This window comes from Psychrobacter sp. Pi2-1, assembly GCF_904846645.1.
Taxonomy (GTDB): Bacteria; Pseudomonadota; Gammaproteobacteria; order Pseudomonadales; family Moraxellaceae; genus Psychrobacter.
In genome coordinates this window covers 1-13203 of the sequence record NZ_CAJHBO010000030.1, presented here as the reverse complement: position 1 = coordinate 13203, position 13203 = coordinate 1, and the positions used below count along the sequence as shown (strand labels likewise).

Genomic DNA, 13203 nt, shown 5'->3' with positions numbered 1-13203 from the left:
AGTCTGGCTTGCAAGGGCAGGTGAGATAGCTAGAAAAATAGTTTGAGAATGACAAGTAAATAATGTACTTATTGAGGAGTAGATTCGCAGAGATAAATGGGGAATACAGGTTAGTACACAATTAAAGTTAATATAGTCAATCCTCTATAAAAGAGTTACAGCGTTAATCTCGTTTGAAATATCACATATACATCTACACTCGGTTGCCTTGTATCACTTTTAAACTAAATCAACTATAGAATCGAATTTTTCAGCAATGACATCTGCCAATCTTCTTATACCCTGCTATCATTACTTCACTATAACAACCAGCAATTTTCCAGCGCGTTAAGGAATAACCAATGCCTGCCAGTACCACTAATAATATTAGCAAAATCAATCAAGACGATATCAATAAAGCCGTATGGAATGCTTGTGACACCTTTCGCGGGGTCATCAGCGCCGATACGTATAAAGACTTTATCTTGACCATGCTGTTCCTCAAGTATTTATCAGACGTCTATCGCGATGAATACAACAAGCTGGTCGAGCAGTTTGGCGAGAACCCTGAGCTCATCCACGCCATGATGTCTAAGCAGCGTTTTGTATTGCCTGAGGGCGCAAGCTTTTGGGACTTATACGAGCAGCGTCATCAGCCGGGCAATGGTCAACGTATTGATGAGGCGCTACACGCTATCGAAGAAGCCAATGGCACTAAGCTTAAAAACGTCTTTCAAGACATAAGCTTTAACACCGATAAACTCGGTCAAGAAAAGCAAAAGAATGAGCTACTACGCCACCTACTAGAAGACTTTGGCAAAGATATCCTAAATCTAAGCGTTGAGCGTGTCGGTAGCCTCGATGTGATTGGTAATGCTTATGAGTTTTTAATCAAACATTTTGCTGCCAGTAGTGGGGCGACGGCTGGCGAGTTCTATACGCCACCCGAAGTGTCGAATTTGCTAGCGACTATCCTTGAGCCTGTCGAAGGTGATGAGATCTGTGATCCAGCCTGTGGTTCAGGGTCGCTACTCATTAAGTGCGGGGCGATGGTACGCAAAAACTCAAATTCTAAGAAGTATGCGCTATACGGTCAAGAAGCCATTGGCTCGACATGGGCACTGGCCAAGATGAATATGTTCCTACACGGTGAGGACAACCACCGTATCGAGTGGGGCGATACCATCCGTAATCCGCTGCTACTTGATAAAGACGGCAAGCACTTATTACAGTTCGATGTGGTGACGGCCAATCCGCCGTTTTCACTGGATAAATGGGGTCATGAAGATGCTAGCAGCGATCCCTATGGTCGCTTCCATCGCGGTGTACCGCCCAAGACCAAGGGCGACTATGCCTTTATCAGTCATATGATCGAAACGCTCAAACCTGCGACTGGGCGCATGGGTGTGGTCGTACCGCATGGCGTACTGTTCCGCGCGTCTAGCGAAGGTAAAATCCGTCAGCAACTCATCGAAGAAAACCTGCTCGATACGGTGATTGGCTTACCTGAAAAGCTATTTTTTGGCACGGGGATTCCAGCTGCTATTTTGCTGTTTAAGAAAAACAAAACAGATGACACGGTGTTATTTATTGATGCCAGCAATGAGTTCAAATCAGGTAAAAACCAAAACCAGCTCACCGATAGCAATATTGCTAGAGTCATTGAGACCTATAAAGCGCGAGAAAGTGTCGATAAATACGCGTATCTAGCGAGCTTTGATGAAATTAAAGAAAACGACTTTAACCTAAATATTCCGCGCTATGTCGATACCTTTGAGGAAGAGGCAGAGATTGATCTGGATGCGGTGCGGTCTGAGCGTCTTGAGTTAAAGGCTGAATTGCAGAGTTTAGAAGCTGAGATGGCAGGGTTTTTAAAGGAGTTGGGTTATGGTGCCTAATGAGATTTCTAAGCTTGAACTTATACAAGCTAGAATCAGCTTTATTCCTGAAGGATGGAAACTCGATAAAGTTGGTGAAGCCTTAAATATAAAAAACAACTTTCGTAAGCCTATAAGCCAAGAAGTACGCTCACTCATTCCTGGACCTTATCCATACTACGGACCGACTAAAATTCAAGATCATATTGCTGATTATGAACAAGATGGTATATATGCGTTGATTGGTGAGGATGGAGATCACTTCCTTAAATATGAAACAATGCGTCAAACACAGTTTATTAGTGGGAAATGTACCGTTAATAATCATGCACATATTATTGAAAGTTCAGATACGTGCGATTCCGAATGGTTCTATATATATTTTCAATATCGTAACATTACTAACTTTCTATCAAGACAAGGTGCTGGACGCTTTAAGTTAAATAAAGCTACTTTAGAAAAGCTACCTTTATTGGTTCCACCTCTCCCAGAACAACAAAAAATCGCCAAAATCCTATCCACTTGGGATAAAGCGATTAGCGCCACTGAGCGTTTGATTGAGAATAGTACCCAGCAGAAAAAAGCCTTGATGCAGCAATTGCTGACGGGTAAAAAGCGTTTGCTTGATGAGTCGGGGAAAAGGTTTGAAGGTGAGTGGGAAGAAAGAACTTTAATCGATGCTGGTATGACTGTCACTGACGGTGATCGTGGAAAGGAATATCCTAATTCTTCTGAATTCTATGACAAAGGTGACTATCTTTTCTTAAGTGCTAAAAATGTGACTAAGAAAGGGTTTTTATTCGAGGAAACTCAGTTCATTTCAAAGGAAAAGTATGAAAAGCTAGGGAAAGGCATTGTTAATAGAGGTGACGTTGTACTAACAACAAGAGGTACAGTTGGACAAACTGCCTATTACGATGACTCAGTCCAATATGACTTTCTTAGAGTAAACTCTGGAATGGTTACTTTAGGTTGTAATAACTCTGAATTAGAAAGTAACTTCTTTTACGCATTGACAAACTCATCACTGTTTACGAGACAAGTTGATTCATTGACATTTGGTTCCGCACAGCCTCAGTTAACTATCAAGATTATAAAATCATTAAAAGTACCCATTCCATCTATTCCAGAACAACAAAAAATCGCCACCGTGTTAACCAATGCCGATAAAGAGATTGAGTTGCTTGAGCAGCAATTGGCTGATTTGCAGCAAGAGAAAAAGGCGCTGATGCAGGTGTTGTTGACGGGTAAGAAGCGGGTGGTGGTTGATAGAAGTATATAGAATTTATTCATGAACTATTTTTATGTAAAAACCTCAACTAATTGATATTAGGTGAGGTTTTAAGTAACACTAGAAATGTTTTCATTCACTATATTATTTCATGATTACGTTGTTAACGTTGTGTTTATTTCTTTCTGAATTGCTTTAGCCAATAACCCTGAACGTGTTTCATGATTTTTTTCTGCATAGTCATCCACTTTTCTTAATAAATAATCAGGCCAGCTTACATTAAAGCGCACTTGCTTAGTGGAAAGCTTAGTATCATCAATACTAATTATTGCCCAAGCCAAGGCATCACTATAGTCTGGTTCGTTTTTTAAACTTTCAATCTCACTTGTATTGAAATCAAAACTCATACCTTCTTCTATCATGAATTCGATATGCTCGAAAATTAAATCTTCAGCATCTTCAATAGTCTTTGCTATGGTATCTCCAAGCGGGAAACAGCCATCGACATCTGGCACAATAGCTGCATAGTTTTCCATATCTTCATCTTTAAAGATGGCAATAGGATAATGAAGCATATTAACACCTCTCTTTTAGTTAACTTCCTTAATTTGAATTAAAATTTTCTATCTATACTTATAGATAATTACTCCTTTGGAATTTGAGAAAAACCAACCTCCAAATGGAGATTGGTAAACGCTCAAAGTTTCAAGCCGGAAATCCGTCTAGCTTTAGTCAATTGGAGTCGAGACACATCTTTTTCAGGGTGACTAATTGAAATTATTTTATCAATGCCCTCCTTCTTTAAAATATGATGACTTGTACCCTTTTTCCTAATAACTTTCCAACCATCTTCCTCAAGTAGTTTAATGAGTGTCGAACTTTTCATAAGTCCTCCGAGAAATTAACTCAATAAGCCAACTTGACTTGTGTGTATTATTACACACAAATACTGATTTGGCAATGATTATGTGTGTAATAATACACACGGATGATTTTTGGATTCTTTAGCTTTTTTAAGTGTAATTATGTTCTGATTGTAGCTAATGACCAGCAGGATTTTTATGTCCAACATAACCGCCACGCTTAGTGCCCTTTGAATCACGCGCAACCTTGGCGGTTTTTTGTTGTCTTTTTTAAGGCGTTTTTAGTAGCGATTTGGGCTACAATCGATAAAACCAAACAAACGCTATGTATAAGGCGGCAGACATGACCGATTTAAACCTCAGCATCAACTTCGCCGAAGAATTCAGCTCAAAAATCCCTGCTTTAACCTTGCTCACCACACTAGGCTATGAGTTTATTCCGCCGAGCCAATGCATCGCCATGCGCTCAAAAGCTGCTTTAAATAAGGCTACTGACCAAGTCGTATTACTACCTATTATGCGTGCATTTTTAGCTAAGCAAACTTTTGTGTTTGAGGGCAAGCTACATCCTTTATCAGACAGCGCCATTGATAAGATTATGCATGAGCTAAACCCTGCCATGAACTTAGGCTTACAGGCAGCAAACGAGGCGCTATATAACGCTATGCTTTATGGCGTGACGGTGACTGAGTTTATCGATGGTAAAAAAACCTCACAGACTATCGCTCTGATAGATTGGAATCATATCGATAATAATAGCTTTCACGTTACCGAAGAGCTGGTAGTACTCAATAGCGAGGGCACGAGTAGCCGTAGACCTGATGTCGTCTGCTTTGTGAATGGTTTACCGCTGGCAGTGATTGAAGCCAAACGTCCTGACTCGAGTAGAGAGTGGCAATCGACCAATGCCGAAGCAGTATCCCAGCATATTCGCAATCAACATCAAAAAGAAATCTCGCATCTATTTGCCTATAGCCAGTTATTACTAGCGGTTAATGGTAATGATGGTCTGTATGCCACTTGCGGTACGCCTGAGAAATTTTGGGCGAAGTGGGTCGAAGAAGAGATCTCTGAGCCTGAGTTTGCCCGTCTAAAAAATCAAGCGCTCAGTCCTGAGCAGGTTGAGAGTCTGTTTGCCCATCGTCCTGCCTTTATTAAAGATGAATATCAGTCATTGATTGATGGCGGTGATCTAGTCGTTACCGACCAAGACCGCCTTATCATTAGCTTATTACAGCCTGAGCGTCTGCTTGAGATGACGCGCATGTTTACCTTGTTTGACAAAAAGGCTGGCAAAATTGTTGCCCGTTATCAGCAAGTCTTTGGCATCAAAGCATTGATTGAGCGTATCAGCACTTTTGACGGCTCTGATGGTAAGTCGGGTAGTCGGCAAGGTGGTGTCATTTGGCATACCACAGGTAGCGGCAAGTCTTTTACGATGGTGTTTTTCTCTAAGGCGCTTATTTGGTTAGAGGAGCTCGCGAAGTGCCGAGTCATTATCGTTACCGACCGTGTTGATCTTGAAACTCAGCTTAGTAAAACCTTTGCTTCTGGTGGTGTGCTTAGTGATCGCGACAAAACGGATGCGATGGCAACTTCTGGTCGCCGTCTCGCGCAGCAAATCGGTCATGGTAATGAACGTGTTATCTTCTCCATTATTAATAAGTTTGGTTCAGCCGTTAAATATGATGAGTGCTATAACGACAGCCCCAATATCATCGTCATGGTCGATGAAGGTCACCGTAGCCAAAACGGTGAGAACAATATTCGCATGGCACAAGCCCTGCCAAATGCTGCCTTTATCGCCTTTACGGGTACGCCATTGCTAAAAGATGATAAGACTGAGAATAAATTCGGTAGCATCATTCACTCCTACACCATGCAGCAAGCGGTAAAAGACAAAACCGTCACCCCACTCTTATACGAAGAGCGTATCCCTGAGCTGAATACCAATGACCAAGCCATCGATGCTTGGTTTGACCGTATTACTCAAAAGCTTACCGATGATCAAAAGACTGATCTCAAGCGTAAGTTCTCACAAAAAGGTCAAATCTATCAGGTTGAAGGTCGTATTGAGCTGATCGCTCATGACATCTCTGATCACTTCCAAAACTTTAAACAGCAGCACCTTAAAGGTCAACTGGCCTGTGACTCTAAAGCCTCAGCTATCCGCTATAAGATGGCCTTAGACAAGATTGGCAAAGTGACCTCAGTGGTTGCCATGTCATCACCTGATACCCGTGAGGGGCATGACACTGTTGATGGTGAATCAAAAGACATCGTACAAAACTGGTGGCAAGATAATGTCGCCAAAGAGTATGGCGGTGACGAAAAAGTCTATACCAAAGCCATCATAGAAGCTTTTAGTCAGGATGATGGTCCTGACATTATGATCGTTGTCGATAAGCTACTAACGGGCTTTGATGAGCCAAAAAACACCGTACTGTATATCGATAAATCGCTAAAGCAGCATAACTTGATTCAGGCGATTGCGCGGGTGAACCGCTTGCATGAGAAGAAACGCTTTGGTTATCTGATTGATTATCGTGGCATCTTAAAAGAGCTGGATATCACCATTGAGAAATACCAAGACTTAGCAGAACGTACGCAAGGAGGCTTTGATATTGAAGACCTCAAAGGTCTGTATAACGCAATGGATACCGAGTATAAGCAGTTACCCAGACTGCATAGCGAGCTGTGGGCAATATTCTCATCAGTGAAAAACAAGCAAGACGGACAAGCGCTAAGACAAGTGCTAGCACCTAAGATGCAGGAAATAGAGGGCAGAGTAGTCGATACCAAGCTCAAAGAACGTGATGATTTCTATGCGGCTTTAACGGCATTTTCTAACGCTATGAAAATTGCGCTGCAATCAGCGTCTTTCTTTGAAGACAAATCCTTCGATAGCAAGCGTGATTGCTACAAAGCCGATCTAAAAGCCTTTATCAATCTACGTAAACAAGTGCGTGAAGACGCTGATGAAACTATCGATTACGATGAGTATGAAGCAGATATTCGTAGCTTACTTGATAAGCATATCGCTGGACTTGAAGTTCGTGAGGCAAAAGGTGCTTACTTGGTTGGCAACCTAGGTAAGGATATTAAGCCTGAAGAATTAAGCGATGATGAAGCACGCAACCAAACTGATAAAATCACTGGTCGGGTGACCAAGATGATTGAGCAGGATTTGGCTGATGATCCTTATGCTCAAGAGTATTTTTCTAAATTGCTCAAGCAAGCGATTGCTGATGCTAAAGCCATGTTCGATGCGCCAGTGAAGCAGTACATGATGTTTGCTGACTTTGAGCAAGCTGTCAAAGACCGTGATGTCGCCGATGTACCAAATGAGTTTATCGATAATAGCGGCAAACTAAACAAACATGCTCAGGCTTATTTTGGTTTATTTAAGTACTTATTTGATATTGATTTCTTGGTAGATAAAGATTTAGATAACGACAAGCTAGTCGCTTACGCCTTTGAGATTGATAAGATCGTTAAAACAGCAGTGGCTGAGTATTCTATTAATCCAGCAGAGATTGAAAATGCTATTAGTGTCAAATTGCTGCCAATGTTATTTATGGATTTGGGTATCGATAAAGCGCAACAGCTCATCGAGGAAGTGCTAAAGATTACCCGTCTTGGACTTTCAAGAGATAAGTAGCCTAAGAGCAGCAAGAGGGTAGTAGGTAATGACTGAGAATGGTGTGTTTTATTATGGTCAAGATAAGATTGATTATGAAGTCGTGCGTAAAGAAGCAACTTATAAAGAAAAGATAAATAAGCCTGAAAGCGATAAGCTGATTGCTAAAAAGACCAAGCCTCGAAAAGTGGTTATCAAAGTACATCCTGATCAGCGTGTGGTTGCCACCGCACCTAACGATGCTACCGATGAGGTGATACACGATGCACTCATGAAACGTGCTCGCTGGATATGGCAAAGCCTACATGATTTTGCAAAACAGCAAGATCATGTATTGCCCAAGCGTTATGTCAGCGGCGAAACCCAGTTTTATCTAGGTCGTCGTTACGTATTAAAAGTGATAACCAATATAGAAACTAGCAATGTGACAAACAGCAGGGTGAAGCTTAGTCGCGGTAAGTTGAATGTAGAGTTGTCTCAAAGTGATTCTGAATTAAATATTGAAGAACGAACTGCTATCGTCAAAAGCCTAATTGATGAGTGGTATAAAACTAAAGCCAAGCTTATCTTTATAGAACGCTTGGAGGTGGTATTACCTAAAGCGCCATGGGTAACTGATACACCAGCTTTCAGACTGTTAGTTATGAAGAAGCAGTGGGGCAGTTGTTCAGTGAAAGGTAATTTAATCCTCAATCCGCACTTAGTAAAAGCACCAAAGGAATGCATTGATTATGTAATATTGCATGAGCTATGTCATATAGCTGAGCATAATCATAGCGAGCATTTCTGGCGGTTACTAATGCAAGTAATGCCGAACTGGAAAGAGATAAAGGCTAGACTTGATGGTATGGCTGAGCTTTATTTGAATGAGTGAGTCATAACACCTTTATCGTAATTAGCATAAAAGCCACCTTCAAAAAGTAGCTAGCTATCAACTAAAATAACCCACCTGATGCGGGTTATTTTAAGTTCAGTTCTGAGAAAATTTTTAACTATGGCATACCTGCATGCCCCACTTTCACTTGCACAGCTAACATACGTCCTTTGGTTTCTACCTTGCGAGAGGCCTCATCCCAGTCTGGCGCCGCGCACATAAATAATGTCTTACCATCATGTCCACCAAGAGTAACCGCAAAGATACCATCAGGTGCAGTATCGATAGTTTCTAAAATTTCACCACCCTCTGCTATGCGTACCGCTCGCTGGTTTATGGTATCTGCGATCCACACAGCACCCTCGGCATCCAAAGCCAAACCATCAGGTAATATGCTGGCATTTTCTATACGTAGACCCAGATTTGGCTCATCACCTAATTCTCCAAAATTAGCAAAATCACGCTTGTCTCCGAGGCTACCATCTTCTTTGATATCAAACTGCGTAACTTTGTTCCCAAATAGCTCGTTAACGATCAATGTTTTCTGGTCTGCAGAGATAACCATACCATTTGGAAATGCTAATCCTTCAGCAACAACCTGTGAGCTGCCATCAGGCTTAACCAATACAAGCCCTGTGTTTTCATGGTCAGCGCCACCCATCAAATCAAAACCAAAGTTGCCGACATAAGCATTACCATTGACTGAAACCACCATGTCATTGGCATGACCACCGCAATGCTCCCAGATATCAGCGTGAACGACCAAGTTACCATCATTTTCTAGTCGCAAGACTTTGCGGTCTTTCATCGATACAACCAGCAGACGCCCATCAGGCAACCATCCTAAACCGGAAGGTTGATGTTCAACATGGATGATTTTCTCCGCTATTCCTTCATCGTTGACCCGATAAACGCCTTGAGTATAGAAATCGACAAACCATAGCGCATTTTGATACCAGCGAGGCCCTTCTAGATAGTGAAAGCCATCAACGGCAACTTCTAATTCATATTTCGACATAACCATCTTCCTTGATTGATAGACAAAATTATTTAAAAAGTATTTCTTATCAGGCTATTTCTTCATATATTGCAGTGACTTCCTCTAAATTCATATCTTTGGGATTGGTGGCAATTAGTCGCGCATAGGTATTGATAACTATGTCGGCTAGAGCAGGAATATCGTTCTTTGTAATACCTAGTTCACTTAAACGGTATTTGAGACCACTGTTTTCCAAAAACATTTTTAGTTTACTAATAAATGAAGTCGCTGCGTCTAAATCTGTCATTCCAGCTGTTTGAGTAGGCATGACAGCACGAGCAAGCTCTGCGTATAGAGGAGCAGCTTCTGATAAGTTAAATGTAAAAACACCGCACATGACGAGTGCATTAGCATGTCCATGTGGAATGTGGAAGTTAATACTAAGGGGATAGGAGAGTCCATGAACGGCGGCTACAGAGGCATTGACGAAGGCTATGCCTGCCAGTGTGGAACCTAACAGCATATCGGCACGAGCATCAATATCGTCACCTTGGTTTAACACTTTTTCAAAATTATTCCAAAGCATCTGTAAGCCTTTTAGGGCTAGTGCATCTGAAATAGGATTCTTTTTGGTACGACTCGTATAGGCCTCAATACAATGCACCATGGCATCAAGCGCAGTTGCTGCAGTGATATGACGAGGTAATCTTAGTGTCAGTGTTGCATCTAAAATGGCGACATCAGGTAGAATTTTAGGAGTATAAATAGCCTTTTTACTGCCATCCTTTGCGGTAATTACGGAGACAAAAGTGGACTCTGCACCTGTACCTGCAGTAGTCGGTATTGCAAACAGTGGTAGTTTTTTGAAACCGCTAATATCTTTATCCAAAATATCATTAACGGACTGAAAGTCGTTCGGATATAGGGCGACAATCTTTGCTGTATCAATAGAGCTGCCGCCTCCTAAGCCAATGATCAAGTCACATTGATTGTCTCTTGCAAGTCCAATAGCGCTTTCAACAATTGCAATAGGTGGGTCAGCAACGACATTGTCGAATACAACGACACTAACGTCTGCTTCCTGTAAGGCTTGCTGAGCAATATCGACATAGCCTAGTTCGGAGATGCCAGCATCTGTAATAATGATGGCTGATGTTGCAGAATACTGTTTTGCTAAGACCCCTAGCTTTTGGCGCATGCTGTCAGCTTCGCTGACAATATGACCGTTAGTATAAAATTCAATCCCTGTCATTCTGTTCTTCCTTGTATATATACTCACTTGTTGAGATCAAACGATGCAAAAATAAGAGTGCTTTTATATCGATTAGACTCTTATAAGGCGTCAATGCTTTTCAAGAGTATTAGGTAACTACTTATCTTATTAACATGTTTACTTTCAATACATTTCTACAAAATCATTGCGGACGGTGAGCTGCAAAAAAACGTATTAAAAGATTCTAGGTACCAGAAAAGTAAGCAATATCTGAATTTATTAGCATGCTTAACTAGCCGATGTTTGTAAAGTATTACATTATCATAAACATTAGAGAATAGTCATTAAATGATTTGACAGCTATCACTTTAGTTGCTAATTTCAGATGAGTGTTCAGTTGTACGTTAAGTATATATTGACCTAATTATTTATAACCACTACTAATGGTGTATTTAACTTACCTGTCAAATACTATAAAAACATAAGTTAAATTAATGAACTTATGACTACTATCAAAAGGAATTGATAATGAAATTAGCACCCATTTTTCCGATAAGTGTGCTAGCCGCGATGAGCCTTTTAGGTTGTTCAAACCAATCTAGTAATGGTACGACTTCTTCAGAAGAGACCACTGTTTTACGTTTCTCACATTTCTATCCTGCAACATCTGATATTAATAAAGAGATTTTTGAACCTTGGGCAAAAAAAATCGAATCTGATTCGGGCGGGCGTCTTAAAGTTGAGGTATATCCTTCGGCCACTATTAGTAAAGCGGATACAGCTTATGAGTCTGCTGTAAAAGGAACCATTGATATTGGCTCTCAAGTCCAAGGTTATACGAGTGGCCGATTCCCACTATCTCAGATTGCAGAGCTTCCAGGATTATCTAACTCATCAACACAAACAGGCTGTATGCTGCAAACCTTGTATGACAATGGTACGATTGCTGACGAGTATAAAGATTCTCACTTGCTCTTTATGTTTGCCACAGGACCTGGAACCTTGCACAGTACTAATAAATTGATCAGAACTCCTGAGGATATGAGAGGTATGCGTATTCGTAGGCCTTCAGCAGTTGCAGGTGACATCATCGAAAGTATGGGAGCTTCTCCTGTGGGGCTACCTGCCAATGATATATATACTTCTTTACAGCGTGGTGTCGTTGATGGATTAAGCTTTCCGTGGGAAGCTATGGAGACTTTCAAACTAAATGAGTTGACGAAGTATCATACCAATATGCCATTTTATAGTTCTGCTTTAATGGTAACTATGAATAAAGCTAAGTATGAAGGTCTGCCAGAGGACTTGAAACAAGTTATTGATGACAATTCAGGTATGGCGCTTAGCAAGAAAGTAGGGGCTATGTGGGATAAGACTTATTCAACGCAGTTACAAGCAGCTATCGACCAAGGAGACGAAGTTGTCGATATCTTAGACCCACTCAATAATTCAGACTGGAAAGGCCCACTTGAAAAAGGTACAAAGAAATATCTTGATGATGTAGAGTCCTTAGGACTAGATGCTTACGGGGTCTATGATAAGGCTAAAGAAGCTAGTGTAGTCTGTAAAGTGTAATCTCATAAAAGTTTTAACTAAAATATAGTTGAACTGACTAAATTGAAAAAGCCCCAACTTTAAGCTGAGGCTTTTTTTGTTTTTTTTTGATTCTAACTATTTCAAGATTTACCTACCTAGGACAAACTGTCCACCAGAAAAGCTAATACACCCCTCACAAAACCAAGAGTTCAATCTCCTTGCATGAGGAATATCTGCTGGGACATCTAATGGATAGGGACGACCACAGTACTCACAGTGTACGTCATCTAAATAAACCTGACATTTTGCAAGTGTAGCAAATAAAACATCAGTCTCCGTGTTGTGTTCATAACAAAGCAGTTCTAAATGCGCTATATAATCACTGGGCGACACATAGGACCAATACTCATGACACAAACGCTTCGCTGTATCATCAAAAGCTGAATCAAAGACGAAGTTCATGCTCATAACATTCTCCTTAGTATCCATAGCCAGTTTGTGGTAGTAGCTCGTAGAGCTCACTCTGTAGCTGACTACACATATCATCAACGACATAGTCAGGATTGGCCTCTAAGCGTATTTGAACCCATATGCGCAGCGCCGTATGATTATCAAAGCAACTATCAATACTTAGGAACCTAGCCAAATCAGTACCTGACTGAATACAGAGCTCACAAATGAGGTAGTTAGCAATATTATCTGCGCCATTACTGACATAGCCACTAGGTTTAAACGTCGCATGCAATTTATCGTAATCAATCATTTTCATTGTGAGGCCCCTTATCGGTAGATACCTGAGCAATCTGACTGCGATTGACCAATGCTTCAAATGCACTACCATCCTGCCGAGTCATATTCGGTACGTAACGGCTATATGTGTTGAATTGTAGTGGCATAATAAACTTGGACAGTGCATAAGAGGTTTATACTACCCTAAAAAAGGAAACTAGTATGACCAACAAACGCAACCAATATACCCGAGAATTCAAACTTGAAGCCATCAGCTTAGTC

General features: G+C 41.0%; 12 protein-coding genes. 5 read left to right on the top strand and 7 right to left on the bottom strand.

Annotated elements, in window-relative coordinates; translation table 11 throughout:
- Window positions 1-341: 341 nt before the first annotated feature.
- Both JMX91_RS12590 and JMX91_RS12585 read left to right on the top strand, forming a co-directional pair.
- Window positions 342-1877 (top strand): type I restriction-modification system subunit M, encoded by a 1536-nt coding sequence (locus JMX91_RS12590; RefSeq protein ID WP_201549482.1) that lies wholly within the window; start codon window positions 342-344, stop codon window positions 1875-1877.
- Window positions 1867-3138, top strand: a complete 1272-nt coding sequence (locus tag JMX91_RS12585) for a restriction endonuclease subunit S (protein WP_201549481.1) — start codon at window positions 1867-1869, stop codon at window positions 3136-3138. The genes JMX91_RS12590 and JMX91_RS12585 overlap by 11 nt, the downstream gene beginning before the upstream one ends.
- A gap of 104 nt (window positions 3139-3242) precedes the next feature.
- Here JMX91_RS12585 and JMX91_RS12580 read toward each other — a convergent pair whose 3' ends face one another.
- Window positions 3243-3662, bottom strand: coding sequence for a type II toxin-antitoxin system HicB family antitoxin (locus JMX91_RS12580; RefSeq protein ID WP_201549480.1), 420 nt, complete (start codon window positions 3660-3662; stop codon window positions 3243-3245).
- A 122-nt stretch (window positions 3663-3784) separates the two neighbouring features.
- Entirely contained in the window at window positions 3785-3973 is a 189-nt protein-coding gene (locus tag JMX91_RS12575) for a type II toxin-antitoxin system HicA family toxin (RefSeq protein WP_201549479.1), read from the bottom strand.
- Between the two features lie 320 nt (window positions 3974-4293).
- Here JMX91_RS12575 and JMX91_RS12570 point away from each other — a divergent pair, with 320 nt between their 5' ends.
- On the top strand, window positions 4294-7611 hold the full coding sequence (locus tag JMX91_RS12570; protein WP_201549478.1) for a type I restriction endonuclease subunit R: 3318 nt from the start codon (window positions 4294-4296) through the stop codon (window positions 7609-7611).
- A gap of 28 nt (window positions 7612-7639) precedes the next feature.
- On the top strand, window positions 7640-8464 hold the full coding sequence (locus tag JMX91_RS12565) for a M48 family metallopeptidase (RefSeq protein WP_201549477.1): 825 nt from the start codon (window positions 7640-7642) through the stop codon (window positions 8462-8464).
- Window positions 8465-8582: 118 nt separating this feature from the next.
- Here JMX91_RS12565 and JMX91_RS12560 read toward each other — a convergent pair whose 3' ends face one another.
- A complete protein-coding gene (locus JMX91_RS12560; RefSeq protein WP_201549476.1) occupies window positions 8583-9482 on the bottom strand; it encodes an SMP-30/gluconolactonase/LRE family protein in 900 nt (299 codons plus the stop codon).
- 49 nt (window positions 9483-9531) lie between these two features.
- Window positions 9532-10695, bottom strand: a complete 1164-nt coding sequence (locus JMX91_RS12555; RefSeq protein ID WP_201549474.1) for an iron-containing alcohol dehydrogenase — start codon at window positions 10693-10695, stop codon at window positions 9532-9534.
- 489 nt (window positions 10696-11184) lie between these two features.
- Between JMX91_RS12555 and JMX91_RS12550 the strand changes: the two genes are divergently transcribed.
- Window positions 11185-12231 (top strand): TRAP transporter substrate-binding protein, encoded by a 1047-nt coding sequence (locus tag JMX91_RS12550; protein ID WP_201549473.1) that lies wholly within the window; start codon window positions 11185-11187, stop codon window positions 12229-12231.
- A gap of 108 nt (window positions 12232-12339) precedes the next feature.
- Here the strand turns inward: JMX91_RS12550 and JMX91_RS12545 are convergent, their stop codons facing one another.
- Genes JMX91_RS12545 through JMX91_RS12535 form a run of 3 tightly spaced genes read right to left on the bottom strand, consistent with a single transcriptional unit; the run spans window position 12340 to window position 13088 of the window.
- Window positions 12340-12660, bottom strand: coding sequence for a hypothetical protein (locus JMX91_RS12545; RefSeq protein WP_201549472.1), 321 nt, complete (start codon window positions 12658-12660; stop codon window positions 12340-12342).
- Between the two features lie 10 nt (window positions 12661-12670).
- Complete coding sequence (locus JMX91_RS12540; RefSeq protein WP_201549471.1) at window positions 12671-12961, bottom strand: hypothetical protein; 291 nt, start codon at window positions 12959-12961, stop codon at window positions 12671-12673.
- On the bottom strand, window positions 12948-13088 hold the full coding sequence (locus JMX91_RS12535; protein ID WP_227679418.1) for a hypothetical protein: 141 nt from the start codon (window positions 13086-13088) through the stop codon (window positions 12948-12950). Before JMX91_RS12535 ends, JMX91_RS12540 begins: the two co-directional genes overlap by 14 nt.
- Window positions 13089-13203: the final 115 nt, after the last annotated feature.

Excerpts from the sequence above, each read along its gene's own strand:
- JMX91_RS12590 (WP_201549482.1), top strand. The coding sequence starts at position 342 with ATGCCTGCCAGTACCACTAATAATATTAGCAAAATCAATCAAGACGAT.
- JMX91_RS12585 (WP_201549481.1), top strand. The coding sequence starts at position 1,867 with ATGGTGCCTAATGAGATTTCTAAGCTTGAACTTATACAAGCTAGAATC.
- JMX91_RS12580 (WP_201549480.1), bottom strand. The coding sequence starts at position 3,662 with ATGCTTCATTATCCTATTGCCATCTTTAAAGATGAAGATATGGAAAAC.
- JMX91_RS12575 (WP_201549479.1), bottom strand. The coding sequence starts at position 3,973 with ATGAAAAGTTCGACACTCATTAAACTACTTGAGGAAGATGGTTGGAAA.
- JMX91_RS12570 (WP_201549478.1), top strand. The coding sequence starts at position 4,294 with ATGACCGATTTAAACCTCAGCATCAACTTCGCCGAAGAATTCAGCTCA.
- JMX91_RS12565 (WP_201549477.1), top strand. The coding sequence starts at position 7,640 with ATGACTGAGAATGGTGTGTTTTATTATGGTCAAGATAAGATTGATTAT.
- JMX91_RS12560 (WP_201549476.1), bottom strand. The coding sequence starts at position 9,482 with ATGTCGAAATATGAATTAGAAGTTGCCGTTGATGGCTTTCACTATCTA.
- JMX91_RS12555 (WP_201549474.1), bottom strand. The coding sequence starts at position 10,695 with ATGACAGGGATTGAATTTTATACTAACGGTCATATTGTCAGCGAAGCT.
- JMX91_RS12550 (WP_201549473.1), top strand. The coding sequence starts at position 11,185 with ATGAAATTAGCACCCATTTTTCCGATAAGTGTGCTAGCCGCGATGAGC.
- JMX91_RS12545 (WP_201549472.1), bottom strand. The coding sequence starts at position 12,660 with ATGAGCATGAACTTCGTCTTTGATTCAGCTTTTGATGATACAGCGAAG.
- JMX91_RS12540 (WP_201549471.1), bottom strand. The coding sequence starts at position 12,961 with ATGAAAATGATTGATTACGATAAATTGCATGCGACGTTTAAACCTAGT.
- JMX91_RS12535 (WP_227679418.1), bottom strand. The coding sequence starts at position 13,088 with ATGCCACTACAATTCAACACATATAGCCGTTACGTACCGAATATGACT.